Origin of the sequence: Bradyrhizobium sp. DOA9 (assembly GCF_000617845.2) — a bacterium.
GTDB lineage: Bacteria > Pseudomonadota > Alphaproteobacteria > Rhizobiales > Xanthobacteraceae > Bradyrhizobium.
Genome location: NZ_DF820426.1, coordinates 1 through 24,796, shown reverse-complemented (window position 1 = coordinate 24,796; position 24,796 = coordinate 1). Strand labels below are relative to the sequence as shown.

Annotated in this window: 32 protein-coding genes; 24 read left to right on the top strand and 8 right to left on the bottom strand. The window is 59.8% G+C overall.

From position 1 onward, the window contains the following. Positions 1-6: 6 nt before the first annotated feature. The 18 genes from BDOA9_RS33485 (at position 7) to BDOA9_RS33400 (ending at position 14,494) form a co-directional block, all read left to right on the top strand. Positions 7-1,515, top strand: a complete 1,509-nt coding sequence (locus BDOA9_RS33485) for a nickel-dependent hydrogenase large subunit (protein WP_244521607.1) — start codon at positions 7-9, stop codon at positions 1,513-1,515. 105 nt (positions 1,516-1,620) lie between these two features. Continuing rightward, positions 1,621-1,932 carry a hypothetical protein gene (locus tag BDOA9_RS33480; RefSeq protein WP_025038316.1) on the top strand — a complete coding sequence of 104 codons (312 nt, stop codon included), beginning with the start codon at positions 1,621-1,623 and terminating at the stop codon, positions 1,930-1,932. Between the two features lie 20 nt (positions 1,933-1,952). After that, positions 1,953-2,273 carry a hypothetical protein gene (locus BDOA9_RS33475; protein WP_025038315.1) on the top strand — a complete coding sequence of 107 codons (321 nt, stop codon included), beginning with the start codon at positions 1,953-1,955 and terminating at the stop codon, positions 2,271-2,273. A 107-nt stretch (positions 2,274-2,380) separates the two neighbouring features. Beyond that, positions 2,381-2,863, top strand: coding sequence for a hydrogenase maturation protease (locus tag BDOA9_RS33470; protein WP_025038314.1), 483 nt, complete (start codon positions 2,381-2,383; stop codon positions 2,861-2,863). Beyond that, positions 2,863-3,177, top strand: coding sequence for a hypothetical protein (locus BDOA9_RS33465; RefSeq protein ID WP_025038313.1), 315 nt, complete (start codon positions 2,863-2,865; stop codon positions 3,175-3,177). Before BDOA9_RS33470 ends, BDOA9_RS33465 begins: the two co-directional genes overlap by 1 nt. A gap of 108 nt (positions 3,178-3,285) precedes the next feature. After that, complete coding sequence (locus BDOA9_RS33460; RefSeq protein ID WP_025038312.1) at positions 3,286-4,296, top strand: hypothetical protein; 1,011 nt, start codon at positions 3,286-3,288, stop codon at positions 4,294-4,296. A gap of 26 nt (positions 4,297-4,322) precedes the next feature. Continuing rightward, complete coding sequence (locus tag BDOA9_RS33455; protein ID WP_025038311.1) at positions 4,323-4,532, top strand: hypothetical protein; 210 nt, start codon at positions 4,323-4,325, stop codon at positions 4,530-4,532. Positions 4,533-4,543: 11 nt separating this feature from the next. After that, positions 4,544-4,768 (top strand): hypothetical protein, encoded by a 225-nt coding sequence (locus tag BDOA9_RS33450; protein ID WP_025038310.1) that lies wholly within the window; start codon positions 4,544-4,546, stop codon positions 4,766-4,768. A 24-nt stretch (positions 4,769-4,792) separates the two neighbouring features. Then, entirely contained in the window at positions 4,793-5,662 is an 870-nt protein-coding gene (locus BDOA9_RS33445) for a Fe-S cluster biogenesis protein NfuA (RefSeq protein WP_025038309.1), read from the top strand. Positions 5,663-5,664: 2 nt separating this feature from the next. After that, a complete protein-coding gene (locus BDOA9_RS33440; protein ID WP_025038308.1) occupies positions 5,665-6,864 on the top strand; it encodes an NHL repeat-containing protein in 1,200 nt (399 codons plus the stop codon). Then, the gene (gene hypF / locus BDOA9_RS33435) at positions 6,861-9,317 is read left to right on the top strand and encodes a carbamoyltransferase HypF (RefSeq protein WP_025038307.1); all 2,457 of its coding nucleotides are present in this window, start codon (positions 6,861-6,863) and stop codon (positions 9,315-9,317) included. Before BDOA9_RS33440 ends, hypF begins: the two co-directional genes overlap by 4 nt. Continuing rightward, positions 9,287-9,577 carry a HypC/HybG/HupF family hydrogenase formation chaperone gene (locus BDOA9_RS33430; RefSeq protein WP_025038306.1) on the top strand — a complete coding sequence of 97 codons (291 nt, stop codon included), beginning with the start codon at positions 9,287-9,289 and terminating at the stop codon, positions 9,575-9,577. Before hypF ends, BDOA9_RS33430 begins: the two co-directional genes overlap by 31 nt. Positions 9,578-9,581: 4 nt before the next feature. Continuing rightward, a complete protein-coding gene (locus BDOA9_RS33425) occupies positions 9,582-10,274 on the top strand; it encodes a D-sedoheptulose-7-phosphate isomerase (RefSeq protein WP_025038305.1) in 693 nt (230 codons plus the stop codon). Then, entirely contained in the window at positions 10,271-11,401 is a 1,131-nt protein-coding gene (gene hypD / locus BDOA9_RS33420; protein WP_025038304.1) for a hydrogenase formation protein HypD, read from the top strand. The genes BDOA9_RS33425 and hypD overlap by 4 nt, the downstream gene beginning before the upstream one ends. Continuing rightward, complete coding sequence (gene hypE / locus BDOA9_RS33415; RefSeq protein WP_025038303.1) at positions 11,398-12,465, top strand: hydrogenase expression/formation protein HypE; 1,068 nt, start codon at positions 11,398-11,400, stop codon at positions 12,463-12,465. The genes hypD and hypE overlap by 4 nt, the downstream gene beginning before the upstream one ends. 8 nt (positions 12,466-12,473) lie before the next feature. Beyond that, positions 12,474-12,815: a hydrogenase maturation nickel metallochaperone HypA/HybF gene (locus tag BDOA9_RS33410; RefSeq protein ID WP_025038302.1), complete on the top strand. Its 342-nt coding sequence runs from the start codon at positions 12,474-12,476 to the stop codon at positions 12,813-12,815. Continuing rightward, a complete protein-coding gene (hypB, locus tag BDOA9_RS33405; RefSeq protein WP_025038301.1) occupies positions 12,815-13,777 on the top strand; it encodes a hydrogenase nickel incorporation protein HypB in 963 nt (320 codons plus the stop codon). Before BDOA9_RS33410 ends, hypB begins: the two co-directional genes overlap by 1 nt. Positions 13,778-13,792: 15 nt before the next feature. After that, positions 13,793-14,494 (top strand): urease accessory protein, encoded by a 702-nt coding sequence (locus BDOA9_RS33400; RefSeq protein ID WP_025038300.1) that lies wholly within the window; start codon positions 13,793-13,795, stop codon positions 14,492-14,494. 61 nt (positions 14,495-14,555) lie between these two features. On the opposite strand, the gene BDOA9_RS39175 is transcribed toward BDOA9_RS33400, so the two are convergent. Then, positions 14,556-14,702 (bottom strand): hypothetical protein, encoded by a 147-nt coding sequence (locus BDOA9_RS39175; RefSeq protein ID WP_192859674.1) that lies wholly within the window; start codon positions 14,700-14,702, stop codon positions 14,556-14,558. Positions 14,703-14,832: 130 nt separating this feature from the next. Between BDOA9_RS39175 and BDOA9_RS39940 the strand changes: the two genes are divergently transcribed. The 3 genes from BDOA9_RS39940 (at position 14,833) to BDOA9_RS33390 (ending at position 16,897) form a co-directional block, all read left to right on the top strand. Then, the gene (locus tag BDOA9_RS39940) at positions 14,833-14,958 is read left to right on the top strand and encodes a hypothetical protein (RefSeq protein WP_256375433.1); all 126 of its coding nucleotides are present in this window, start codon (positions 14,833-14,835) and stop codon (positions 14,956-14,958) included. Between the two features lie 329 nt (positions 14,959-15,287). Continuing rightward, complete coding sequence (locus BDOA9_RS33395) at positions 15,288-15,668, top strand: helix-turn-helix domain-containing protein (protein WP_025038299.1); 381 nt, start codon at positions 15,288-15,290, stop codon at positions 15,666-15,668. Then, the gene (locus BDOA9_RS33390; protein WP_025038298.1) at positions 15,668-16,897 is read left to right on the top strand and encodes a type II toxin-antitoxin system HipA family toxin; all 1,230 of its coding nucleotides are present in this window, start codon (positions 15,668-15,670) and stop codon (positions 16,895-16,897) included. The genes BDOA9_RS33395 and BDOA9_RS33390 overlap by 1 nt, the downstream gene beginning before the upstream one ends. Before the next feature lie 124 nt (positions 16,898-17,021). Here the strand turns inward: BDOA9_RS33390 and BDOA9_RS39280 are convergent, their stop codons facing one another. Continuing rightward, on the bottom strand, positions 17,022-17,789 hold the full coding sequence (locus tag BDOA9_RS39280; RefSeq protein ID WP_025038297.1) for an HAD-IA family hydrolase: 768 nt from the start codon (positions 17,787-17,789) through the stop codon (positions 17,022-17,024). A gap of 459 nt (positions 17,790-18,248) precedes the next feature. Here BDOA9_RS39280 and BDOA9_RS33380 point away from each other — a divergent pair, with 459 nt between their 5' ends. Then, entirely contained in the window at positions 18,249-18,539 is a 291-nt protein-coding gene (locus BDOA9_RS33380) for a WGR domain-containing protein (RefSeq protein ID WP_025038296.1), read from the top strand. A gap of 250 nt (positions 18,540-18,789) precedes the next feature. Here BDOA9_RS33380 and BDOA9_RS38360 read toward each other — a convergent pair whose 3' ends face one another. The 5 genes from BDOA9_RS38360 to BDOA9_RS37030 form a co-directional block, all read right to left on the bottom strand. After that, positions 18,790-19,350: a DUF6527 family protein gene (locus tag BDOA9_RS38360; RefSeq protein ID WP_025038295.1), complete on the bottom strand. Its 561-nt coding sequence runs from the start codon at positions 19,348-19,350 to the stop codon at positions 18,790-18,792. Between the two features lie 9 nt (positions 19,351-19,359). Then, positions 19,360-20,964, bottom strand: coding sequence for a phosphotransferase (locus BDOA9_RS33370; protein ID WP_128929562.1), 1,605 nt, complete (start codon positions 20,962-20,964; stop codon positions 19,360-19,362). Continuing rightward, the gene (locus BDOA9_RS33365; protein ID WP_244521606.1) at positions 20,918-22,117 is read right to left on the bottom strand and encodes a HesA/MoeB/ThiF family protein; all 1,200 of its coding nucleotides are present in this window, start codon (positions 22,115-22,117) and stop codon (positions 20,918-20,920) included. The genes BDOA9_RS33370 and BDOA9_RS33365 overlap by 47 nt, the downstream gene beginning before the upstream one ends. A gap of 146 nt (positions 22,118-22,263) precedes the next feature. Continuing rightward, entirely contained in the window at positions 22,264-22,647 is a 384-nt protein-coding gene (locus BDOA9_RS37035) for an E2/UBC family protein (RefSeq protein ID WP_082847948.1), read from the bottom strand. Then, positions 22,634-22,885: a multiubiquitin domain-containing protein gene (locus BDOA9_RS37030; RefSeq protein WP_042336969.1), complete on the bottom strand. Its 252-nt coding sequence runs from the start codon at positions 22,883-22,885 to the stop codon at positions 22,634-22,636. Before BDOA9_RS37030 ends, BDOA9_RS37035 begins: the two co-directional genes overlap by 14 nt. 514 nt (positions 22,886-23,399) lie before the next feature. Here BDOA9_RS37030 and BDOA9_RS33355 point away from each other — a divergent pair. Beyond that, positions 23,400-23,756 carry a hypothetical protein gene (locus BDOA9_RS33355; protein WP_244521605.1) on the top strand — a complete coding sequence of 119 codons (357 nt, stop codon included), beginning with the start codon at positions 23,400-23,402 and terminating at the stop codon, positions 23,754-23,756. A gap of 90 nt (positions 23,757-23,846) precedes the next feature. Here the strand turns inward: BDOA9_RS33355 and BDOA9_RS39605 are convergent, their stop codons facing one another. Then, on the bottom strand, positions 23,847-24,188 hold the full coding sequence (locus BDOA9_RS39605) for a hypothetical protein (protein WP_244521604.1): 342 nt from the start codon (positions 24,186-24,188) through the stop codon (positions 23,847-23,849). Here BDOA9_RS39605 and BDOA9_RS33345 point away from each other — a divergent pair. Beyond that, positions 24,175-24,796, top strand: a 622-nt coding sequence (locus tag BDOA9_RS33345; protein WP_025038290.1) for an IS256 family transposase, incomplete at its 3' end; no start/stop codon positions are given. The two genes, BDOA9_RS39605 and BDOA9_RS33345, sit on opposite strands and share 14 nt — an antisense overlap.

Sequence of the window (24,796 nt, the reverse complement as noted above, 5' to 3'; positions counted from 1 at the left end):
GGCGTCGTGGTCGATGCCTGGACACAAGCCGAATTGTTCCGCGGGTTCGAAATCATCCTGCGGGACAAGGATCCTCAAGCTGGTCTGGTGGTAACGCCACGAGCTTGCGGCATCTGCGGCGCCTCGCACCTGACCTGTGCCGCCTGGGCGCTCGACACGGCGTGGCAGACTGAAGTGCCGCGCAACGCGATCCTGGCACGAAATCTCGGCCAGCTGGTGGAAAGCCTGCAGAGCCTCCCGCGCCATCATTATGGGCTCTTCATGATCGACTACACCCACAAGAACTACTCGGGCTCGAAATACTACGAGGAGGCGGTCAAGCGCTACGCGCCGTTCACCGGGACGAATTACGAAATTGGAGTGACCATCTCTGGCAAGCCGGTCGAGATCTATGCGCTGCTGGGCGGCCAGTGGCCGCACTCGAGCTACATGGTCCCGGGCGGCGTGATGTGTGCGCCGACGCTCACCGACGTGACGCGAGCCTGGTCGATCCTCGAGTACTTCCGTCGCGAATGGATGGAGAAGGTCTGGCTCGGCTGCTCGCTCGAGCGTTACGAGGAGATCAAGAGCTACGACGACTTCATGGCCTGGCTCGATGAGAAGCCGCAACATGCCAACTCAGACCTTGGCATGTTCTGGCGGATGAGTCTCGACTGCGGCATGGACAAATATGGCCATGGTCACGGGCGCTTCGTGTCATGGGGATATCTGCCGCACGAAGACAAGTACCAGAAGCCGACGATCGACGGCCGCAATGCCGCCCTGATTATGAAGAGCGGCGTCTATGACGGTCATACCGATGCCTTCAAGCTGATGGACCAGAAGTTCACGCGGGAAGACACCGCGCACGCGTGGTACGACGAGCCCGGCGGCCTGCATCCGTTCGACCGCAAGACCGTGCCGACCCAGAAGAACGCCGTTGATATGGGTGGCAAATATTCCTGGTCAACCGCGGTCCGGCATGACGAAAACGGACGCCTTGAGGCAGGACCGCTATCGCGGCAGCTGATCGCCGGGGGCAAGCATGGCGAGTCCTGGCAGCATTACGATCCGCTGGTGCTCGATATGTACAAGAAGCTCGGCGGCGCCAGCGTGATGTTAAGGCATTTTGCCCGCATGCATGAAGGTGTGAAGCTCTATCGGCAGGCTGAACATGCGCTTCGTGAATTCCGCCTGAACGATCCCTGGTACATCAAGCCGAGCGAGCGGGATGGACGCGGCTGGGGCGCGACTGAGGCGATCCGCGGGGCTCTCTGCCACTGGATCGAGGTCAAGGACGGCAAGATCAAGAACTACCAGATCATTGCTCCGACGACCTGGAACGTTGGGCCACGGGCAGCTGATGGCACGCGAGGACCGATGGAGCAGGCCCTGATCGGATCTCCCATCAAGGATCCGACCGATCCTGTCGAGGTAGGCCATGTTTGCCGCTCCTATGATTCTTGCCTCGTCTGCACCGTTCACGCCCACGATGCAAAAACCGGAGAGGAGCTCGCGCGCTTCAGAACGGCTTGATCCCAATCGCGTAAGTCACCGGATTGCATCAATGGACTTCGTTCGGTCACTATCATGGACCGAACGAAGCAGGTTGAATCACTACGTCGAATGACGGGGCACGCAATGGCGTCCGAAAACGGGGCTATCCTGAAAACGATCGCGGATATGCTCGCAGGTGGGCTCGAGACTCAAGTCGAGCCGTTCCCTGAGACGGATAAGGAGTTTGCGGCAATTTTGCTGCAACTGCGTCAGCTCGACCCGAAGGATCTCGAGGCCAAACTGGTGATCTCCGGCTTCCTCGATCACCCCTACGGGCCGGACAGGCAACGTTGCCTGGAGTGCATGTATTATCTCGTCCATCGGAAATGGTGCGACTTGCCCGAACTCTCGGTGCCGGTCGACCCGGACTGGTGGTGCCGATTGTGGCGCATTTGAGCGAACGCGAGGCGCGCGTGATGACAACCGCCGACAACGACGAAGGGCTGCGCAGCGAAATCGCCGGCGTGCTGGCTTCCGGGTTTGCGACGAACGTCTTTCCCCGGGCGGATAGCCATGAACAGGTCCAGCAACTTGTGTCGGACCTGCGGGAGGCCGGAAACGATCTGAAGTCAAAGCTCAGGATCTCGGGATTTACGCTCCACCCGGTCGAGCATGGAGGCATCAGCCAACTTTGCGAGACTTGCATGTATTACAAGGTGCATCGGCGGTTCTGCGAATTGCCAGAACTGAACGTGCCGGTCGAGCCGGACTGGTCCTGCAGCCTTTGGCGGATTTGAGGACCAACAGTATCGCGCCCGCCCGGAAAAGCTGTCATGCTCTATCGAATGCGCCGAGGATCGTCCTTTGGCGGAGCAGGGCTAGCATCGCTTTGTAAGGCCGTATCATGATTGCGGTCGTCGCGTGTGGAAATCCCAATCGCTCGGACGATGGAGCGGGACTTGCCGTTCTCCAATTGCTCAAGACGCGACGTCTGGGGCAGGACCCTGACGTTCGCCTGCTGGATGCGGGGACGGATGGAATGGCGGCGATGTTTGCCGCGCGCGGCTGTCGAACGCTGATCATCATCGATGCGTGCCGGTCCGGATCGGCGCCAGGTGCGATCTTCGAGGTGCCCGGAAGTGAATTGACTCAAAGGTATGAGCCTGGGCTCAACCTTCACGACTTCCGCTGGGATCATGCGCTGTTCGCCGGCAAGTCGATCTTCCGTGAAGCATTTCCCGACGACATCGTTGTTTTCCTGATTGAAGCAAAGCAGTTCGATCTTGGTCTCTCGCTCTCTGACGCCGTATCCGGGGCAGTATCGAAGGCTACTGACCGGATTGAAGGCATCGTTCAGATCCGCCTGTCGTGCATGTCGAGGGGCTGATGTCTGACTGCACGATTCTTATCAAGGATGGCTCGCTCTATCTTTCCAGCGACGTCTGCGACCGTTTTTTCGACGGTCTTCATGCCGTCGTTCTGCTGCGGCGCGATGAGGATCTCTGCATCCTTCCGGTCCGCCACGCGGCCGCCGGTGGATACATGCTCAAGGTTCGCAACATCGCGGGGGACCGTGTCGTGCACGCGCCGGACTTCTTTCGAGACAACAGCTGTCGTGCGCGCGAGAGCGAATTCTCTGCAGCATGGTCGAGCGCGGAGGGAGCGCTGATCGTCGCTGGCGCGCTTCGGTCTGCAAACTAAGTTTACAATTCGCTTATTGAGTAGACAGATTGCAAATTTGGTCGCATGATTGACCCGGATCAATGACGCGCGTGACTTCAACCAGCGCGCTGGACCCGGGAGAAGACGGTGGGGGCAGCTCTCGCAAGCGATCAATTCCGTGCAGCCTTGCAGGCGGCTGAAGCTGAATCGGCTACGCCAATCGAGCGGGCCGAGATGCTCATGGAGATCGCAATGGGGCTGCAGGCGCGCCCCCAGTCTGCGGATGAAATCAATTCGGCCATCGAGCTCTACGACAAAGCCTTGACGATCTGTCCGCCGCAGGAGGCACGCCTGCTGCGCGGCCGCATTCTCGCCCGCAAGGCGACTGCGTTGCAGGCAATCCCGGAGCAGGGAACGAAATCACTCGAGAGCGCGCGCTTCATTTTCGAGGAGGTCATTCCCTTACTCGGCGAAATAGGCATGCCCGAGGAGGTCGCGGAAGCCGAGATGAATCTCGGCCTTTGCCTGCAGAGCCTCGCAGGCGCCGGCCGGGCGAAGATCACGGATGCGATCGCCGCCTATCAGCGTGCGCTTCGCACTTTCGCGCGCGGCACTCACCCGAAGGAGTACGCGATCCTTCAGAATAATCTGGCGACCGCCTTTCTCTCGATGCCGATGACGGACGAGCGCGGGAAGATGCGGGAGGCGCTGGCCGTGCAGGCGTTCGAAGAAGCGCTCAAAGTGGTCACGCTGGTCGACGATCCCGTCGAGTACGCCATGCTGCAGAACAACCTCGGCAACGCGTTGCAATACGTCTCGTCCAGTCACGTGATCGAGAACAATCTTCGGGCGATCGAGGCTTATGACGAAGCACTCAAGGTCCGTACGCGCGAGACCATGCCGATCGAATACGCGAACACGATCTCCAACAAGGCGAACTGCCTTTGGAATCTGCCTGGTGATGCGGAGGACTCGCAAGTCGGCAATGGCATGAACCTCTCGATGGCGCTGATGTATTACCGGGAAGCGCGCGAGATATTTGCTGTCCATGGAGACCTGGGACGAGCCCAGATCGTCGGCGAGGCGTTGATGCAAGTCGAGCGCGAGCTGATGGAGCTGTCAGCTGTCCTCGATCGCCCTTCCACCCTGCTTTCGTAACCATTCAACCGAAGGATCCTTTGCAAATGAGCGTGTCTCTTTCTCCGGCGATCTTCGCCTTAAGTCTCTGCCTCGGCGTAATCGCCTCCGTCGCCGGAGGAATGGTCGGTGGCGTGATCGTCGGTGGCAAAGTGCTTGGCAAAGAGCTGGCAGCGCTGCTCGGCGGCTTCTACGGCCCGCTGGCCGGAGTCGCCGGCGTATTCGCCGGGCTCCTTGTTCTTTCCATGATCGGCTGAGGAAGCGAACCATGTGGGCAATGACACAGAACTCCATTTCCCTGTTCTTTCGGGGAAAGCTGTTTGCTGAACCGGGCAAGGCCTATGGGCAAATCGCGATCGGGGTGGTGGTGACGGCGGTGCTGCTCGTCCTTCTTGCCGTCGCCGGTGCACCGGTGTGGGCTGCCGCGGCCCTGGCTGCTGCAGTCGGCGGAGGCTTGCAGCCCTATCTGTTCCGAAACCTTCGCTACCGCTAACGAGGCGCTCGCTCGCGAGATTCCATGAACGCGCATGAATTGACACCAACGCTGAGGGACGATCTCGCCGGCTTCATCGGCGATATCGAACGGCTTGAGTCAATCGTTGCGACCTGGGAGGAGGAGCCGCGGTCCGTGGTTGCCGCCCACAAGCTGGCAATTGAGGCGCTCAACTCGGAAGCGTTCCGGCGTCTGATACGGGCCCTGAAGGCCGATCCTGCCGCACTTGCGGCCATGAAGAGCGCTGCGTCAGACGAGTTGGTCTATGCGGTGCTCCGCCGCTACAATCTGCTCAAGGCGAGCCTCCACGAGCGTGTCGAACAGGCGCTCGACAGCGTCCGTCCGATGCTGAAGTCGCACGGAGGTGACGTGGAGCTCGTCGGCGTACGCCCGCCCAAAGTAGAGGTTCGCTTCAAGGGGGCATGCGACGGCTGTCCCGCCTCGACACTGACGTTCCATGCAGGCGTGAAGAAGGCCCTCCAGGACGTCTGCCCAGAGATCACCGAAGTCGTTCAGATCAAGGGGTTGAGTGCAGACGCCGAGAGCGGGGTCCGGTTCATCAGCCCGTTTGCGCTGAACGCCGAAGGAAACTGGATACCGGCAGGCATGTTGTCGGAGTTTCCGGACCGCATCGTCCGTTCGATGTCATTGGAAAACCGCAAGGTCATCCTCTATCGCGACGGTGCGTCAATCACCTGTTTTGAAAACGCCTGCGCGCATCTGGGATTTCCGATCCATGACGGTGAGGTGGAGGGCGGGATCATCATCTGTCCTCATCACGGATTCCGATACGACCTTGCGAGCGGGGAGTGCTTGACGGCGCCGGAGGTTCAGTTGCAGCCGCACGCGGTCAGGATCGTCGGAGCAAAGGTCGAGGTGAGGATAACGGCATAGCCATGATCACGTCAGCCGCTACGATCCGCTTGCATAGGCCGCGCGCGAAGATGCGCGACAATCATGTGCCACGTCATTTTCTGTCGGCGAACGGCGCTCGCGTGATCCTCGGTGGAGAAGCGACGGCGGAAGGGCTTGCGCAATCGATCGTTCCGTCTGCGCATACGCTGTTTGGCCCGCGCGGGGTGTGCCTCGACGACAACGGGCGTCTGTTCGTCTGCGACAGCGGCCATCATCGGCTCCTCATCTGGAGCCACTGTCCGTCCGACGATCAGGCGCCGGCCGACCTTTTGATCGGTCAAGCCGACTTCTCGCGCGAAGGGCGGAACGCGAAACGCGAGATCGGCCCGGACACCCTCAATTTCCCGACGGGCGTCGCCGCAGCCGACGGTATCCTGGCTGTAGCCGATGCATGGAATCACCGCGTCCTGATCTGGAACGGCTATCCGTCGCACTCAAACCAGCCCGCCAACGTGGTTCTCGGCCAGGCCGACTTCACCTCCGGTCTCGCCAATCGCGGAAGCGCCGTGCCGGGGCGCGATACGCTGAACTGGTGTTACGGGATCGCCATCTGCGATGGAAGGCTGATCGTCTGCGACACCGGAAATCGCCGCGTTCTGATTTGGAACGATATTCCAAAGGCCAGTGGAGCGCCGGCCGACCTGGTCCTCGGCCAGAGCGACTTCGTGACCCGTGACGACAATGCCGGCAGTGATGTTTGCGCAATCGGCATGCGATGGCCGCACGGCATTGCCTGCCACGATAGGATGCTCGCGATCTCGGATGCCGGCAACAATCGCGTCATGATGTGGCGAAATTTCCCTGAGCTTAGTGGGACGCCATGTGATTTCGTGCTGGGTCAAGACGATTTCGCTCGCGCTGACCACAATCGGAGCATGTACGATCCCTCATCGAGTGCGATGAGCATGCCGTATGGTCTTGTCGTTTGGGACGACCAACTTGTGGTCTGCGATACCGCCAATTCCCGGCTGCTTGGTTTTGATCTTCAGGAACTGGCGATGGATGCTCCGGCCACCGGGCTGGCAGCTCAGCATAGCTTTGCCGACAAGGGTGACAATCGCTGGCGGGCAGCCTGCCGCGACAGCCTTTGCTGGCCGTATGCTGCCTCGGCTTGCGGCAAAACGCTTGCGATCGCCGACACCGGCAACAATCGAATCTTGCTCTGGGAGAAAGCGCCATGAGCAGGCTCAACCCCGTCGTGGCGCAGACATTCGTCGAGAGCTTCGAAATCCGATTTCGGGGGCGCGTCCAGGGCGTCGGTTTCCGGCCAGCGGTCTGGCGCCATGCCCGCGAGCTGGGTCTGGGCGGCGAGGTGCTCAATGACGGTGAGGGTGTGCTGGTTCGTGCGCGCGGGGAACGGACCATCATTAACATGCTCGTCGACCGTATCGTCGGGAACCCGCCCCCCCTGAGCAGGATCGATGGAATCGAAATACAATTATGCGCGGGCGTGTCGCGTGACGACTTTGCGATCGTCGACAGCCTGCACGGCGGCGCGCATACCGAGATCGCCCCGGACGCAGCACTCTGCGCCGATTGCGCGCGCGAAACGACAGATCCCTTCGCGCGCAGGTTCCGTTATCCCTTCACCAATTGCACCAATTGCGGGCCGCGCCTGAGTATCGTTGAGGGCATCCCCTATGACCGCGTGAAGACGGCGATGGCAGCGTTTGCCATGTGCGCCGATTGTACCCGTGAGTATCGCGACCCCTCTGACCGGCGGTTTCACGCCGAGCCGGTTGCCTGTCATGCCTGCGGGCCAAGGGCGAAGCTGGTTCGGCTGGATGGGCGATCTTTCACGTTCGAGCAATTCTCCATGCTCGACGATGTGGATGCAGCGTGCAGCCTGATCCAGAAGGGCGAAATTGTCGCCATCAAGGGGCTCGGCGGATACCAGATCGCGTGCGACGCCACACGAGCGGACACGGTCAGGCTGCTACGTAAGCTGAAGCAGCGAGACGGCAAGCCGTTTGCCCTGATGGCCAGGGACATCGAGATGATCCGCCGGTTTTGCACTCTCGACGAACGCGAGACCGCCGAATTGACCAGCCCGGCAGCGCCGATTCTTCTCTTGCGCGCGAATGGGTCGGAGCGCCTTCCGGACGACATCGCGCCAGGACTGGGAACGCTTGGGTTCATGCTGCCAGCGACGCCACTGCACGTGCTGCTGCTACGGCGGATGGATCGGCCGGTCGTGATGACCAGCGGCAATCTATCCAGCGAGCCGCAGGTGATCCGGGACGCAGAGATGAAGGAGCGCCTCGCCGGAATTGCGACCTTCGCGCTCACTCACGATCGGCGCATCGCCAATCGGGTCGACGATTCCGTGGTTCGAGTCGTGGCCGGCCGGCCGCGGTCGCTGCGGCGCGCCAGAGGATATGCGCCGGCGCCGCTGGCCTTACCCAAGGGTTTCGGGGCCGCGCCCGATCTGCTCGCAATGGGCGGAGAACTGAAGGCAACGTTTTGTTTGCTCAAGGATGGAGCTGCGATCCTGTCACAGCACCAGGGCGACTTGGAGGATGTCGCAACATTCGACGATTACCAGAAGAACCTTGCGCTCTACGCCTCGCTCTTCGAACACAAGCCTGCGGCGCTGATTGCCGACATGCATCCAGAATATCTGTCCTCGAAGCTTGCCCGCGGGCGCATGTCAGGTACCAGGCTGCCTCTGATCGAGGTACAGCACCATCACGCCCATGTGGCGGCCTGTCTTGCTGAGAACGGATATCCGCTTCATGCCCCCCCGGTCCTCGGGATCGTTTTTGATGGCTTGGGGTGGGGCGCAGATGGGACGTTCTGGGGCAGCGAGTTCCTGCTCGCCGACTACGCCGGCTACCAGCGAGGGGGCACCCTCAAGCCGATTCCGATGCTGGGTGGCGCGCAGGCCGTGCGCGAGCCCTGGCGCAATCTCTATGCGCATCTCATGGCGGAGATGAGCTGGCCCGAGCTGACGATGAATTTCAGGGAGCTTGAGCTCTATTCGTATCTGGAGGCAAAACCTCGCGCGATGCTGGACGCGATGGCGCGCAACCGCATCAACGCTCCGCCGGCAACGTCCTGCGGGCGATTGTTCGACGCAATGGCCGCGGCCCTCGGTATCTGCCGGGATATGCAAACTTATGAGGGAGAGGCGGCGGCGCGGCTGGAAGCCATGGTCGATGAGAATCTCCTTGTCGACGAAGACGAGGCGCTGGCCTATCCGCTCACGGTGCCAAACCTCGCCGGGACAGGACTGCCCTATATCGAGCCGCTTGCGATGTGGCATGCGGTGCTCGGCGACCTGATCCTGAAGACGCCAGCTCCGGTGATGGCCACACGGTTCCATAAGGGACTGGCCAAAGCCGTTGTTGCGATGGCACGCAAGCTTGCGGCGCCTTCCGAGGAGGGCAAACGACGTTTCTCCACGATCGCGCTAACGGGCGGCTGCTTCCAGAACCGCATTCTGTTCGAGGAGGTCGCGCGCCGGCTGGAGCGAGAGCAGTTCGCCGTGCTCTCGCATGCGCGCGTCCCCTCCAATGATGGTGGCCTTGCTCTCGGCCAGGCGGTCATTGGAGCGGCGCATCTGATGAAAACAAACGAAAACTCGAGGGAAGGAAATCCAGCATGTGTCTCGGTATTCCCGGGCGGATCGTGAGGATCGACGACGAGACGCGCAAGCTTGCAACCGTCGACATCAGCGGCGTCAAACGGCAGGTCAACATCGCCTGCATCGTGAGCGAGGATCATCCTGTCGCGGCTTGCATTGGCGATTGGGTACTCGTGCACGTGGGTTTCGCGATGAGCCGTATCGACGAGGAAGAAGCCGCGCAAACGCTGAAGATTCTCACCGAGCTTGGCGAAGCCCAGGCCGAGATCGAAGCCATGAAGCGTTCGGCAGCCCAAGCAGGAGGGTAGCGTCATGTCAGGTAACAGCGATCTCAAGGGCCTCTATCCGTTTCTGCACGGCCAACAGCAGGAACCGGCACGGCTCGACGCCGCACTGATGCTCTCGGTCGAGGAGAAAGCCCGCGATTCGCGTGAGACCAACGCACGCTTCTTTGCCGAGAACGCGGCGGTGCTGGTCGCGGCGGCGAAGGCAATTGCGGATGTCTACCGCAATGGAGGGCGGCTGTTTTCCATGGGCAATGGCGGGTCGAGCTGCGATGCCTCGCACGTCGCCGTCGAGTTCGTCCATCCGATCACGGCGGGAAGGCCCGCGCTGGCCGCCACAAACCTCGTCGCCGATCTCGCCATGATCTCCGCCGTCGGAAACGACCTTGGGTTCGAGCACGTCTTCGTCCGCCAGATCGTGGCGCAGGGGCGGAAAGGTGATGCGCTCATCGGGATTTCCACCAGCGGCAATTCCTCGAACCTGATGGCGGCCTTTGCCAAGGCAAGCGAGATGGGCATCGTGACCATAGGGCTTGCGGGCGGCGATGGCGGAAAGATGAAAAGTGCGGGCATGTTGGACCATTGCCTGGTCGTTCCGACAACGTCGATCCACCGCACGCAGGAATGCCATGTGACCGCCTACCATATCCTCTGGGATCTCGTTCACACGCTGCTGGCTGACGACCGGGGCTCGGCGCGAACCAAGGGAGCGGCCGCATGAAATACGTCGACGAATTCCGCGACGGCGAAAAGGCGCGCGTGCTGATCGGCGAGATCGAGGCGCTCGTTTCCAGCATAAGACTTCCGGAAGGACGGCCGCTGTACCTGATGGAGGTCTGCGGCGGGCACACCCATTCGATCTTCCGTTACGGCCTCGAAGGAATGTTGCCGAAGGAGATCGAATTGGTGCACGGCCCCGGCTGTCCGGTCTGCGTCCTGCCGATGGGGAGGGTCGATGACTGCGTCGCGATTGCCGAGAATCCAAAGGTGATTTTCACCACATTCGGGGATGCAATGCGGGTTCCCGGCTCGAGGAAGAGCCTCTTGCAGGCCAAGGCAGACGGTGCGGACGTTCGCATGGTCTATTCGCCGATGGACGCACTTGAACTCGCGCGGCGCAATCCCGATCGGGAGGTCGTCTTCTTCGGCCTCGGTTTTGAGACCACCATGCCGTCGACGGCGTTGACGATCCTGCAGGCTGAGAGCGAGGGCATTTCGAACTTCTCGGTCTTCTGCAATCACATCACGATCGTTCCGACCATCAAGGCGATCCTTGATAGTCCCGGCCTGCAACTCGACGGTTTTCTGGGGCCGGGCCATGTGTCGATGGTGATCGGCACCGCGCCATACGAGTTCATCGCCAACTATTATCGAAAGCCGATGGTGGTCGCCGGATTTGAGCCGCTCGACATCCTCCAATCCATCTGGATGCTCTTGAAGCAGATCGGGGAAGGCCGGACCGAGGTCGAGAACCAGTATGCCCGCGTCGTGCCGGATGAGGGCAACAACGCGGCGCTCCGCGCGGTGGCCGAGGTCTACGAATTGCGCGAGTTCTTTGAATGGCGCGGTCTCGGATCGATCGATCACTCCGGTGTCCGTCTGCGTGAGACTTACGCGCATTTCGATGCCGAGCGCAAATTTGCGATTCCGAACGTCAGGATCGCCGATCCCAAGTCGTGCCAGTGTGGAGAGGTGCTGAAAGGCGCGCTCAAGCCGTGGCAGTGCAAGGTGTTCGGCACCTCCTGCACGCCCGAAACGCCTCTCGGCGCGCTGATGGTGTCCTCCGAAGGCGCCTGCGCGGCCTACTACCAGTATGGCGGTCAGAAGCGGCAAGCGGAGGTCGTATGAATATCGTCCCCTTCGTCAAGGCTCGCACGCTCGGCAAGGTCAATGTCAGTTCCGTGACGCTCGCTCATGGCGGCGGCGGCAAGGCCATGAAGGATTTGATCGACGACGTGTTTCTGGCGGCATTCGGCGAGCAAGCGTGCGAGCCGCTCGAGGACCAGGCACGATTCGAGCTTGTCGCCTTCGAAGCGCATGGCGACAGGCTCGCCTTCACGACCGATTCCTTCGTCGTCGATCCCCTGTTCTTTCCCGGCGGAGATATCGGAAAGCTTGCGGTCTGCGGGACCGTGAACGATCTCGCCGTGGGCGGCGCTGTGCCGATGTATCTCTCCTGCGCTGTCATCATCGAGGAGGGCGTGTCGATCGACCTGTTGCGTCAGGTCGCGCATTCCATGGCGCGGACAGCCGCGCAGGCCGGAGTTCGAATTGTCACCGGCGATACGAAGGTCGTACCCCGGGGTGCCTGCGACAAGATATTCATCACGACGACGGGAATTGGGACCATTCCCGCTTCGCTTGCTCTCGGTGTGGAAAAGGCCCGTGCGGGCGACACGGTCCTCGTGAACGGGCTCCTCGGCGACCACGGCGCCGCCATCCTCTGTGCCCGCGGCGACATGGCGCTAGATACGCCGATCGAAAGCGATTGCGCGTGCTTGCATGAGCTGATCGGCTCTATCCTCGCTGCAGCACCGAGTACGCGCTTCATTCGCGACGCGACGCGTGGTGGGATCGCAACGGTACTGAACGAGATTGCGGACGGCTCAGGCGTGTCCATCGAGATCGAAGAATGCATGACGCCCATCCGTGAGGAGGTGAAGGCGTTTTGTGAGGTTCTTGGGCTCGATCCGTTGTATCTCGCCAATGAAGGCAAGATTGTCGTTGTCGTTCCGGACGATGAAGCCGAAGCGGCGCTGGCGGCAATGCGGGAACATCCGCTTGGCGAAAGCTCCGCTCGTATCGGTCGCGTCGTCTCGGAGCAGGAACGTCGCGTCACGATGCACACGATATTCGGCGGCCGTCGAATGGTCGACATGCTGGTCGGCGAGCAGTTGCCTCGGATCTGCTGAGAGGACCCATGCACGAACTCGGCATTACCCGTAACATCGTGGCGATCGTCAGCGATGCTGCCAAGGGTCGCAAGGTTCGCCGCATTACCGTCGATATTGGAGACCTCTCCGGTGTGATGGGGGAGGCGGTCGCGTTCTGTTTCGAGACTGTCGCCAAAGGGACGCCGCTTGACGGCGCCGCGCTTGAGATCAGGCGGGTCGGCGGACGGGCGCTTTGTGCGGCATGCCGGTCGGAATTCGAGCAGGCAAGTCTGTTCGCGCCGTGTCCTTGCGGGTCGCGGCAGTTTACGCGCCTGCAAGGTGAGGAATTGAGCATCAAAAGCATGGAAATCGAAGAGGAGGCTGCTTGATGTGCGGACATTGTGGTTGCGGCGCCAAGGCGGGTGCCACGGTTCTCAATCTCCAGACGGGAGACAAGACGGCTCTTGACCGGTCCGGCCCGGACGAACATCCGCATGATCACTTCCATGTTCATGCCGACGGCGTTGCTCACACCCATTCGCACGAACACCATCACGGGCATTCGCATTCTCACGATGACGGCCACGAACATCACGATCACCATCATCATGATCATGGTGCCGATGGTCATGATCACGACCACCTCCGTGCGCACCACCAGCACGCGCACAGCGCGAGCACCGTGGTTGACCTGGAAGCCCGAATCCTCGCGAAGAATGACACTCTGGCAGCCAAAAACAGGGCATGGTTTGCTGGCCGCGAGATCCTGGCCCTGAATCTGGTGAGCTCGCCAGGCGCAGGAAAAACGGCGCTGCTGGAGCGATCGATCCGTGACTTGCACCACGAGGCCGATCTTTTTGTGATCGAGGGGGATCAAGCGACCGCGAACGACGGGGAACGAATTCGGCGCGCCGGCGCTCCTGCGGTGCAGGTGAATACGGGAACGGGTTGTCACCTCGAGGCCGACATGATCGCCCGCGGTATTTCGGAACTCCGTCCTCCGTCCGGATCGATCGTGATGATCGAGAACGTCGGTAATCTCGTCTGTCCGGCAATGTTCGATCTCGGCGAACATGCGCGGATCGTCATCCTCTCCGTGACCGAGGGCGAAGACAAGCCGATCAAATATCCGCACATGTTCCAGTCGGCGAACCTCATGATCTTGAACAAGATCGATCTGCTGCCGCATGTGGACTTCGACGTCGATCGTGCGGTCGGCTACGCCAGGGAGGTCAATCCGAATATCGAGGTCATTCAGCTTTCGGCAAGGAGCGGTACAGGATTCGAGGGGTGGTACGATTGGATTCGACGGGAAGGTCAACGGGTAAGAGACGCAGTCTTCGCTTCATAACGAGTGGGAGCTGCCATGTTCGGGGTATTGGGGCTGGGATTGTTGCTGGGCATGCAGCACGCGCTCGAAGCTGATCACATCGCCGCGGTGTCGAGCATTGCAGCACGCCGCACGAACGTCGTCGAGATCGTCAAGCATGGTGCGACCTGGGGCCTGGGTCATACGATCACCCTGTTCTTCTTCTCTGGCGCGGCTTTGATCTTTGGATATGCAATCCCGCCAAGTCTTACGCAGCCGCTTGAGACAGCCGTGGGTGTTATGTTGATCTTGTTGGGAAGCGACGTTCTGTGGCGACTATGGCGCGATCGGATTCACTTCCATCGTCATCAACACGGCAGCGGTGTTGATCACTTCCATCTTCATAGCCACGCCGGGGAGACCACGATGCATGGCGTGAGCTCTCATGACCACAAGCACAATATCCGGTGGCGGACGCTGGCTGTCGGACTTATGCATGGGATGGCGGGGTCGGCGGCATTGCTGGTTCTTACCGTGTCCCAGGCGCCCAACAGTCGCGACGCGTTGCTCTACATGCTTCTATTCGGGATCGGCTCGATGATCGGGATGGCGGCCCTCTCGTCGGTCATTGCGATTCCTTTGGTGATCTCGGCACGCATGCTCTCGTGGGCTAATCGTGTTCTACGGCTAGCTGTTGGATGCGTGGCAGTGGGTATCGGTATTATGACCATATATTCGACTGCCGTCCTGCCTGGTTAGTCCATTTCCCGACTCGCCCGCACACCCAACATGTTCTTCAGCCCTCAGTCGCTCATCTTCTCTACAGCAGCGCTCGCTGCTGTCCTGATTGCACCGCGACACATGGGATCGCCCTGATGGTAATGGTGATATGTTCACCGGTCTGGCGGATGACAGTTGCTGTCGTGAGCGCCATGGCGACGGTGAGCTTCGCACGCGTATTGTTCATCGGAATTCAAGGCCGTTTTTGTTCGCTACAGATGACTTTTCTGGAAAGATCGCGAGATCGACGCGGCGATGAAGCGCATGAGCGGCGGCCATCAAGAAGGGATTGCCGTGCGCGTGGGTGACGGTAGTTGGTGAAAGATCGTCACCAACTGACCGTGCGGAAAGGTGACGCGCAGATCAACGTCGAGGTAACGCCGGTGATCAGGAGCCGCGTCGTCGAGTCGGAGCTGCGCGACGTCTCGCTGAGCGTCGACTAACCGTTAGGCTTCGCACAGATGTGTTAACGGAGACATCGCGGGCCATCTCTGCAAGGCGTTCATTGTCTACCTCATCAGCCATGACAAGGTCGATTTCCGAGGTCGTGGTTCCTCGTCGCAAGATCTTGAACGAATTTACGCACGGCTCCCCGATCGCGACCGCCGGCGGCCGCACGTAGGGGCTGAGCAAACAGGCGGAGCTGATGCTGTTGCACGTCTCAAAAAGGGCCGGCTCCGGACCCAAATGGACTGGTCAGGCCGTTGTCAAGTAAACCAATTAGTCATATATGATGTAATAGATCATATTATTAGCCAGATATGGTGAGATCATGAGTTCGCCCAAATCCAAAACCGCGCTTAAACGCCTTGGTCACGACCTTCGATCGGCTCGCCTGAGCCGTCGTGTGGCCGTGGCCGACCTGGCTGCGCGCGCGGGTACGTCGCCTAGCACTATCGCGCGCCTGGAAAGAGGCGATCCGGGAGTCGCCGTAGGCACGCTCGCGGACGTGCTCGTCTCTCTCGGGCTTATCGAGAAACTGGCCGATCTCGTCGATATACGAAAAGACGATCTGGGTTTGGCGCTGACCTCGGAGCGGTTGCCGCAGCGCGGTCGATCGTATGCTGCGACGCTGCGCAGGCAGGAGAGGCAGGACGACAAGGCCGGGAAAGACGAAACGGACGATGTTGATCCGAGCGGCGTGGCCTTCTGATGACTGAATACTACGCCCAAGTCGCCCTTGGCGAAGGTTTGACGCGAGTCGGTGAACTACGCTTCACGCAGACCGGACCTCGTCAATTTTCGATCTTCACCTATGACCCGGCCTGGGCGAAGGATCCTCGTGCCTTCGCATTGCAGCCGAATATGCCCTTTGAGGGCGGGCCGTTTCATGCGTCGGCGCAATCTGGCAATTCGCGTGACGCGCTTGCTGGCGTCTTCTCCGATGCTGCGCCCGATAGCTGGGGACGCAGACTGCTTGAACGTGCCTATGGCAATGGTCTTTCCGAATTCGAATACCTCACGCTGTCCGATACATGCCGGCAAGGTGCTCTGCGTTTCATCAATGAACAGGGCAACATCATCGCCGGCAAGGCCGACGAGGCGGTACCGCGTCTTCTTGATCTAGAGGCGATCACGACGATCGCCCGCGCCTACGAACAAGGCAAGGAGATTTCCCCTGCAGACATGCAAGCTCTTGCCGGAGCGGGCGGCTCGGGTGGGGCTCGGCCCAAAGCCAACGTCCGTGACGGCGACGTTCTCTGGCTTGCCAAATTCACTTCCGTCCATGATCAGCACCCGATCGAACAGGTCGAGGTCGCGACGCTGAACCTCGCCAGGATGTGCGGCATCCGCATTCCCGAGGTAAGACTGGAACTCGCCGACACGAAATTTCCGGTCGCGCTGATCCAGCGCTTCGATCGACGCGGCCGCGCCCGCATTCCCTACATCTCAGCCCGAACGGCGCTCGGGAAGACAGGCGTCGCGCTCGGTTCGTATACGGAAATCGTCGATTTCATGCGGACGGCAGCTCCGGATCCGCAAGTCGATTTTGAAGAGCTCTATCGGCGGATGGTCTTCACCATCCTTGTCTCGAACAAGGATGATCATCTGAAGAACCATGGCTTTCTTTATGTCGGTTCGGGACGCTGGCGTCTGTCGCCGATGTTCGATGTGAACCCGGCGCCCGATCGCAATCCGCATCTCGAGACGGCGATCATGGAGGGCGGCACGCACGACCGATCGATCAAGCTCGCCCTGGAGGCCTGCGAGTTTTTCGAAATCGCCGACGCCGACGCGCGAAAGATCATCCGAGATACGGCCCAACGCGTGTCCGATGGATGGCGGGAGACTTTCCGACGGGCAGGGGTCAGCGGAGCCCAATCGCGTGACTACGAAGCCGCCTTCGTGCACCATCAGAGCGAAATAGCGCTTGCTCTCTAATTCATTATATATGACCGATTTCTTAGCGTAATTAGTCATATTTGACCGATAGTGCGCCGGTCCCTGAAGCTTACGAAGGCGCGCGACGGTTCCCTCAACCCTATCTATTTAGGCAGGCCAGCCGCTATGGAATTTCGAAGATGATCGACGATTTGCATCGGATCGGATGGAAGGCATTCCAGGATTTGTGCCTCGCGATCGCGGCCGAAGTTTTGAAGCGCCCGATGCAGAACTTTCTGGCCTCCAACGATGGTGGCCGGGACGGAGCCTTTCTCGGCGCTTGGGAAGAAGGCGAGGGCGCCCCCGCCGCAAAGTCCACGATCCAGAGCAAGCATTTCGGAAATACTGCCGCCCGTCTATCTCTGTCCAAGGAGCTGGACAAGGCCAAGGAGTTCGCTGCCAGGGGAACGAATGCTGTGCGCATGCCGAAGCGGCGCGCCGCTCTCAGATCATATTTGTGGCATGCGACCATCCAAATTTGATGCGGCGGATAGCCCAGAAAATCGACGGCGAGCTGATACACCGCCGGCGCCGGCTTGTAGGTCCCGGGCCAGGGGTCAAGCCTGGTCCAGACCGCGCTTAGTTCGTCGCGCTCCGGCTCGGTGAAAGAGCCGGCGAGGCCGCGCCACTCCAAGAGCACATCCAGCGCCTCGCGATAGATACGGTCGACACGTATCCAGGGCCGCCTGCTTGCGATGACGGCATCCATGGCATTGCGATAGAGATCGCGCCATTCGGTCGAAAACTCCGCCCATGCGATCGACAATCCTTTGGCGCGATTGAGCTCGGCGCCGGCGCGCAGGACCGGCTGATAGAAGTCGACGCAGGTGCCCTGCACGTCGAATGCGATAGCCTTTATGCTCTGAAGTGCGCGACGCTGCAGGTCTGTCACGTCGAATTATCCGGTCGTAGTTCAGGGTTGATGCCCAGCCCACTTAAGACGATGAATGCTCTGTCGTCAGGTGAAAGAATGCGGCATTGTCATGGATGTCTTGGCGCATTCTGTCGGCTTGTCACAAAGCACACAGGCCGAGCGCGACGTGGGACGCGAGCGTCGCGGCGAATTGACCGTTGAGCCGACTTTACATGCACAGCTGACTCTTGTTCGAAAAACTCTTCTGTTAGGCAGGGAGCGCAGAGGCCTTTGTTGTCGACGGTTCGTTCAGATCGCTGCGAAAATACGGACCTTGCTGCAGATGCCTGTATCCCGATCCGCGCTGGTTTGGATCTGACGGGAGGTTCGTTCTGACGCCACAGCCGCTCGCTTACCGCATAACATTTCTGAATCCTTGGCCCTGATGGATTCATTTATTTAATTGGACGGTCGATTCGGGAATTGCGATTCTGGCGCATGTCCGCACTCACCGTGCAATATCTCGTGCTCGAGCGTCGCGATCCGGCCCGTAACATGGCGCGGTTCTATGTGCTCACGATCGAGCCGACGCTGTTCGGCGATACGGCATTGGTGCGCGAATGGGGTCGTCTCGGTGGGCGCGGTCGACGGCGGCTCGATCTGTTCGATGGGCACGTGCAAGCCGTCGAGGCTCTTGAGTTCTGGCTCAGGCGCAAAGCCCGTCGTGGTTACGTCCAGCGGCACTTTCCGGGCTCGGAGCCGGCGTGCGACACGCCACAAGTCGGCTGATCTGGACAAAATCTCCGCGCAAGTATATCAAAGTACTCCGAAGTCATTTTGGATCATATTTCAAGAATTGTAAAAGTATTCCATAATCAATATTATGCGAATCCAAATATTCCTACGAGCTATTTGCCAGCGCAGCAATTCAGCTCGACTTGCCCTGCCCCAGCGCGCTGTCGTGCTGATCAATCAAGTGACGAGTAAGCGAGCTGACTAATTTATCTTCGGTATTCGCAGCCGTTTGAAGCAAACGTTCTCAAGCCGTGAAGTCGACCTTGCCCGTCCTTCCCAAGGCCGAACGTAAACGGAAGTGGCTTCTCAGCTTGCCAGTTCCCTCCTCGGCCACCCGCTTGCGAGCGAGGGTCCGACAGGCCTCCAGAACGTCCCAAGGGATCTCTCCGAGGTCATCGGCGACCTCGACAAATGACCGCCAAGCGGCGGACGACAATCGTTTCGACACCGGCTCGAGCAAATCATCCAATGCAATACCAGCGTCTGTTTCCGCATCATTGTCTGATCCGAACAGATAAATACGTCCGCGCCAGATGATGTAGTGACTTTGACAGCCGGTATCGCGCCAAACAGAAGGAAACACACTCATTTTTCCTCCTTCCGCATTGTAGATACGCCAGGCGGGCCCGCTTCTTGGATCGAGGTTGACTGGAAATCGTTCGCCGCAACCGCATGGACAGGACAACACGAGCCAACGTGGACCACCGCGGTTGACCAGGACAGCATCGCCGGGTTTCGACAGGTGCTGGTCCGCCTCGCCTCGTGAAGAGACCTTCGCCCGAAAGTTGAGAATGACGATGCCCATGAATTCGCCTCACTGCGGTGCGAAGTTGTTGTTGAGAATGCGCTCTGCTAGCACGTACGCAGCGGCGCGACGCTCATCCTCAGGACCTTTCAGGTTTGGATCTTTGGCCGCCTTGTTCAGAAGGGCCAGTGCAAGAGCCGCTCCGTATTGATCTGCTGACGCGACACGCGCGGCATAGTGCCGGATCTGTCGCACGGCTTCGTGAAACCAGCGATGCGGATCGCGCGGATCACCGTGCCCGAGCAGCATGTCGAGCGGCTTACCACCATACGGTTGCTCAATCGACCTCCACCACTCATCGAAGGACCAGAGCTCATGATTATCGAAGGCATCGACCAATAGGCTGGCCTCCAAGGTCGCTATGTCCCACACCAGCGGTCCATCCTGATTGGCATAGAAGTCGATGACGAGCGCCTCGTGCCCCCTCACCTGAACATTGTCGACGTGGAGATCGCCATGAATCTTTGCGAATAACACCGGAGAACTTGCGCAGTATTCGAACAATGTAAATAGTCGATCGCGGTCGCATCTCGAGCCGATCGATCGCGCCCTTTGCATCCGGCGCCGGTCAAATTGCTTTGGAAAGCGCGGACCCAGGGTCTGCGAAAGTGGCGTATCTCGGCGTTCGATATTTCGATACCACGCTTGCAGCGTTCGATCGAATAGGCACGATATTGCCGGCCCGGCCCGGCCGCTCCGTGCGGCAAGCCTCAGACTCTCACAGGATTCGATGAGATCGCCGACCAGCACACCGCGTGTCGATCCGAGACAGCATAGATCGTAGTTCAATCGTGGCCCGAGATTGAAAGGCACGTATTTCTCGACATTCAATTGGTAATTCTGAAATTCTTGAAAGATCTTGCTGCGATCACCGAGTTTGACAAAGCGCGGCATAGTGTGAAAGGCGCCGAAGACCGGGTAGGCACGGTATACGGCAGCCCCAGATCGGCCTTCGGTCATTGGACTGAAATGCACGGCCGTGTAACCTCTGAACGCGCGCTTCAGAAGGACTTGGCCAACACCAGCGTCGTTCTCTCCAAACTCGCATTCGGGAGCGAAGCTGAAACTGACGGACTCTTGCACGGCCTCGCCGGGGAGATGCCGAACCAAGAAGTTGGCCGCTTCCGACCAATTGGCAATGGGCGACAAGATGGTGACGTGCGGCAGCGGGGGGAGAGGCATCGGATCGCCCAATGATCTCTGCCACGTGAACTGATTGCGCAGGACGTCGCTCGGAAGGTTGCTGGCAAACACACGCGCCTCTTCCAGACATCTATACACTTGCGGAAGACCAGCAACGCCGAACGGCACGACAAAGACGCGGCATTCGTAATCAAGCAGGTGCTTAAGGCAGCTTCGAACGATTCGCTGGAACCTTGATGGGTAATCTTGTTGCTGGACGATTACGACGGCGGCAAGGCTCGCCAACAGAGCAGGCTCCATCGGCTGAAAAGCGGTAATCTGCTGTTGTCTGATCGTGAGGCCGCGGTCTTGAAACGGCGCCTTAGCCTCAGCCGGGGGATCGGCGCCGATCCAGCCAACCTCCGACCGACCAAAAGCTGTAACGTCAACGATTGACATTTTGAGCGAGACGGCCTTGGAGAGCCAATCCATCGCCCCTTGCCAAAACACCTGCCCGCGAGCAGACGATGCAGTCCTCGACGGGCTCACCCTTGACCGACCGGAGGCGACTTCTCAGACCATCATACAGAAGATGCCGCGCCGGCGATGGCACGCCGACAACAGCGGACAAGAACATAGTGATGGCGAGCGAGGTAATAGTGCTGTTGATCGAGATCACCGCGGGCGCAGGTTCACGAGCGCCGACGAGATAAGGATCCTGCTTGCGCTCGGCCTCCGACATCATGTCGCGGCGGACCTCGTTACCATCCAAGAGACCACCGCAGGTGAGGCAAGCCAATCCAGGCGACAGCATCTGGGCGCGGCCGGTAATGTGAGTGATCTTGCCCCCCTTAACGGCGATAACGGTCCCGATATCGATGCAAGGAATGAGATATTGATAAGCTAATTGCTGAAGGACGGCTCGACTACCGTGTGAATCGGTGCAGCAAAACAGCACATCAACGTCTCGCAATTTCTTTGCGGTTTCGACGAAGACCACGTTCTCTTGAAAAGAGGTGACTACGGCACGAGGTTGAACTGCGCGAATATATCGCTCGGCCACCGCGACTTTGGCCTGCCCCGTATCGGCAGATGCGGACCCTGCCAAGCGGTTCAAATTAGTCAGCTCGACGACATCTGGATCAACCAGAACGAACTCCTTGACGCCGAGGTGAGCCAATTGCTGCACAGCCAGCGATCCCGTGCCACCAAGTCCCACGATCCCCACCCTGAGGCTTTGCAGGATGCTCTGCCCGGCACGACCGAAGGCCCGAACCTGCCGATCGTAAAGATCGGAAGGGTTGTGTGATCGACTGGGATCAAACAGGACTCGTCGATCATCCCCTACCGCAATCAGACGAAGATGTCGGTCGCTTCCAAGGTAGCGACATGCATACCCTCCGTCGCTTACAACAAGGGCCAGATGCTGCAAATCAGGGGTTCGATGCCGAAAGAAGTGTGCGAGAACCTCCTCACCCGCATCGTCAATGCGCGAAAACTCGGGCGCGGCACTCCCGGGATGGCTATGCACAAACACCAGGCTACTTTTGGTCCGCGCAGCAATCTTTGCCCACCTGGCGACGAACGCAGGCCGCAGCTCTGCTTCGAGTTGGCTGCGCCGAGTGTAGTCGTCTTCAGCGGGCACGACGACCTCTCGCACCAACACCCTTGCACGACCGTCGGCCCGAGACGTTCGGCCGCACATCAAGACCAAGCATAACTCGGTTCGACCGCCCAGCACGGAGCGCCGGACGAAGTCGAGATCAGCAAAGGTGATGAGAAGATCGTCCACTATCGTGCGGGGTTTAGACGTTGCGCGATGACGTTGACATAGGTCAGCATGTTGTCGCGATTTGGATTCCAAGATTGCAAGTGCCACGAAAACCAAGTGCCTCGCGGCTCACCCCCCGGGACCGGATTGGCATCGTTCGAGGCGGTCGGAGCGCCGCCGTCCACCAAGCGAACAGGCCCCGGTTCCAACCAGAAGCAATCCGGTTGTGCCGAAGGATATCCCGGCGGCAGCAGAAAGATGACGGTCCCTTTAGCGATGCTCCAACCTTCTGGAAGATCGAATTCCGGAATCTCAACCAATACAGCTCCGTTAGACATCGGGGTTCGACGCGCCAAGGGAAAATGCTGTTGGAGCGCCGCAAACTGCTTATCAATGATTTCCATGTCCAAATGTCGCCGGCGGCACTGCAAAAAAATGCTTGATCCGATCGTTCAGGGGCACTGTATCTGGGTCAGCGATCGGACGATCCGGCGTGTCTCCCTGCTCTTCCAAAAAAAGCTGATAATTCGCTTCGATCTTGGCGATCCGCTTAATGTCGGCCCCGGAGAGATAAGAATGCTCGGTCTCGTATTTCACCCCATCAACGAAAAAGTGGAATTCCTTTTCTTTTTTGTCGTTCATGATCTCCTACCTGCTCCGATGCGGCCTCCCGACGAAGACCGATGCGCGTGCTATCAGCTAGAACAAATAAAGAACAGTGTCAAGGTCTTCTCCCCTCGGATCTTGCAGTTAGGTGCCTGTCAGTTGCGCCGAGTTCGTGCGGCTCAACGTGACCGGCGCCTAGCAGGGAGTGGCGAATCGCCGCTGCTTCGCGCGGGCCTAGCTGCGTCCTGGATCGCGGAAGCAATCTAAGCGGCTGCTTGCGGCGCCGCGCGGTTGAATTCTTCAAGCTTGCACGTCAACTATCGTCAATCCCGACGCGGGCATCACCGTTCCGTGCTGGGGTGCTACACCATCACCACGCCCGCACCTCCAAGACAAATGAGCCAATGAATGGCGTGAGTCGATAGGAGGTCTCGAGTGCCTCTAAAGATGTAGGGAAGTAAGTTCGTAGAAGCCGCGTACGGGTGGGGCAGTGAACTTCCAGTTGACGGTTCTCAAGGTGCTGGTCAGCTAACCGGACGGGTTCGCCGTCATGGAGGACATCAAGCGCGATATGGCGATTCTGGCTACCAGCGGACGGGACTGGGCCGAACGCACGAAGCGATTGGCGGCCCGCGTGCCTGACCTGGATATCTTCTCCCAAGGTCTCATCCAGCGGAGGAACGGCGGCTGGCGCATCACTGATAAGGGACGCGAGGTTCTCGCGGTCATGGAGGCGCGGCCCGCACCAGCTCAGCCAATGGAGCTGCCTGATGCCCGCGCGGTCGAGGAGCCGGCGTCAGCCACGACACTGTCGCCGATGCCGTCGATCACGCCGGTTCGACGCCTGCGCAAACGAACCCGACGCCAAGCGTTGCGGCAGTTGCAACGGGCGAGAGTTCGCTCGTGAGAAAGGGACGGGTTTTGGCTCCAGCATCGAAGATGATTGATTCGCATAACCTTCATTTTGGAATATCCGAAGTGGAGCTTGCATCATTGGCTAGAGCGATTCGACGTGTGGCCTTAGCACGTCAACCGTCTCAATCAGTCCCGCAGCCTCCATCACTAGCAATAGCTCCGCTGGCGTCATTTCCGGTTTTTTGAAGCGTTCACGCATACGCCGGATAGCTGCAACGGCGCGAGCTTCGTCGAGGGCGATAGTATCCGCAATGGTCGTGTCCCAAGAAGTGGTGTAGCTGATGAGCAAAGTCGCCCGCCCGCGCGCCCTCCGATAGCGCCGTAGCGGGCGGGCGGCTTTGCGGGTGGTCACCGATGATTCGTCGGTAAGGTTTGGATTGCGACAGCCAACCTGATTCGAGGAACCACCGATGACCGACGACATGATGAACTTGCGCGCGCTCGTAGAGAAGACCCCTGATGCCGATCTGTTGCGCGAGATGATCGGCTTTGCCGCCCACCGGCTGATGGAGCTGGAGGTCGAAGGCCTGACCGGAGCCGCTTACGGCGAGAAGAGCCAGGAGCGTCAGGTCCAGCGCAACGGCTACCGCGATCGGAGCTGGGAGACCCGCGCCGGCACGGTCGAGCTGCGTATTCCCAAGCTGCGCAAGGGCTCCTACTTCCCGGGTTTCCTCGAGCCGCGGCGGATGGCCGAGAAGGCACTCACCGCCGTGGTGCAGGAAGCCTACGTGCAGGGCGTCTCAACCCGCTCCGTCGACGATCTGGTGCAGGCGATGGGCATGAGCGGCATCTCCAAGAGCCAGGTGTCGCGGCTGTGCACCGAGATCGACGACAAGGTGAAGGCCTTCCTCAACCGCCCAATCGAGGGCGACTGGCCGTATTTGTGGATCGATGCCACCTACGTAAAGGTGCGCCAGAACGGGCGCATCGTCTCGGTCGCGGTGATCATTGCGGTGGGTGTCAACAGCGACGGCCGGCGCGAGGTGCTCGGCATGGATATCGGCCCGTCCGAGGCCGAGACGTTCTGGACCG

Excerpts from the sequence above, each read along its gene's own strand:
- BDOA9_RS33480 (WP_025038316.1), top strand. The coding sequence starts at position 1,621 with ATGGCGTCCGAAAACGGGGCTATCCTGAAAACGATCGCGGATATGCTC.
- BDOA9_RS33475 (WP_025038315.1), top strand. The coding sequence starts at position 1,953 with ATGACAACCGCCGACAACGACGAAGGGCTGCGCAGCGAAATCGCCGGC.
- BDOA9_RS33470 (WP_025038314.1), top strand. The coding sequence starts at position 2,381 with ATGATTGCGGTCGTCGCGTGTGGAAATCCCAATCGCTCGGACGATGGA.
- BDOA9_RS33465 (WP_025038313.1), top strand. The coding sequence starts at position 2,863 with ATGTCTGACTGCACGATTCTTATCAAGGATGGCTCGCTCTATCTTTCC.
- BDOA9_RS33455 (WP_025038311.1), top strand. The coding sequence starts at position 4,323 with ATGAGCGTGTCTCTTTCTCCGGCGATCTTCGCCTTAAGTCTCTGCCTC.
- BDOA9_RS33450 (WP_025038310.1), top strand. The coding sequence starts at position 4,544 with ATGTGGGCAATGACACAGAACTCCATTTCCCTGTTCTTTCGGGGAAAG.
- BDOA9_RS33445 (WP_025038309.1), top strand. The coding sequence starts at position 4,793 with ATGAACGCGCATGAATTGACACCAACGCTGAGGGACGATCTCGCCGGC.
- BDOA9_RS33440 (WP_025038308.1), top strand. The coding sequence starts at position 5,665 with ATGATCACGTCAGCCGCTACGATCCGCTTGCATAGGCCGCGCGCGAAG.
- hypF (WP_025038307.1), top strand. The coding sequence starts at position 6,861 with ATGAGCAGGCTCAACCCCGTCGTGGCGCAGACATTCGTCGAGAGCTTC.
- BDOA9_RS33430 (WP_025038306.1), top strand. The coding sequence starts at position 9,287 with ATGTGTCTCGGTATTCCCGGGCGGATCGTGAGGATCGACGACGAGACG.
- BDOA9_RS33425 (WP_025038305.1), top strand. The coding sequence starts at position 9,582 with ATGTCAGGTAACAGCGATCTCAAGGGCCTCTATCCGTTTCTGCACGGC.
- hypD (WP_025038304.1), top strand. The coding sequence starts at position 10,271 with ATGAAATACGTCGACGAATTCCGCGACGGCGAAAAGGCGCGCGTGCTG.
- hypE (WP_025038303.1), top strand. The coding sequence starts at position 11,398 with ATGAATATCGTCCCCTTCGTCAAGGCTCGCACGCTCGGCAAGGTCAAT.
- BDOA9_RS33410 (WP_025038302.1), top strand. The coding sequence starts at position 12,474 with ATGCACGAACTCGGCATTACCCGTAACATCGTGGCGATCGTCAGCGAT.
- hypB (WP_025038301.1), top strand. The coding sequence starts at position 12,815 with ATGTGCGGACATTGTGGTTGCGGCGCCAAGGCGGGTGCCACGGTTCTC.
- BDOA9_RS33400 (WP_025038300.1), top strand. The coding sequence starts at position 13,793 with ATGTTCGGGGTATTGGGGCTGGGATTGTTGCTGGGCATGCAGCACGCG.
- BDOA9_RS39175 (WP_192859674.1), bottom strand. The coding sequence starts at position 14,702 with ATGAACAATACGCGTGCGAAGCTCACCGTCGCCATGGCGCTCACGACA.
- BDOA9_RS33395 (WP_025038299.1), top strand. The coding sequence starts at position 15,288 with ATGAGTTCGCCCAAATCCAAAACCGCGCTTAAACGCCTTGGTCACGAC.
- BDOA9_RS33390 (WP_025038298.1), top strand. The coding sequence starts at position 15,668 with ATGACTGAATACTACGCCCAAGTCGCCCTTGGCGAAGGTTTGACGCGA.
- BDOA9_RS33380 (WP_025038296.1), top strand. The coding sequence starts at position 18,249 with ATGTCCGCACTCACCGTGCAATATCTCGTGCTCGAGCGTCGCGATCCG.
- BDOA9_RS38360 (WP_025038295.1), bottom strand. The coding sequence starts at position 19,350 with ATGGGCATCGTCATTCTCAACTTTCGGGCGAAGGTCTCTTCACGAGGC.
- BDOA9_RS33370 (WP_128929562.1), bottom strand. The coding sequence starts at position 20,964 with ATGGATTGGCTCTCCAAGGCCGTCTCGCTCAAAATGTCAATCGTTGAC.
- BDOA9_RS37035 (WP_082847948.1), bottom strand. The coding sequence starts at position 22,647 with ATGGAAATCATTGATAAGCAGTTTGCGGCGCTCCAACAGCATTTTCCC.
- BDOA9_RS37030 (WP_042336969.1), bottom strand. The coding sequence starts at position 22,885 with ATGAACGACAAAAAAGAAAAGGAATTCCACTTTTTCGTTGATGGGGTG.
- BDOA9_RS33355 (WP_244521605.1), top strand. The coding sequence starts at position 23,400 with ATGGAGGACATCAAGCGCGATATGGCGATTCTGGCTACCAGCGGACGG.
- BDOA9_RS39605 (WP_244521604.1), bottom strand. The coding sequence starts at position 24,188 with ATGTCGTCGGTCATCGGTGGTTCCTCGAATCAGGTTGGCTGTCGCAAT.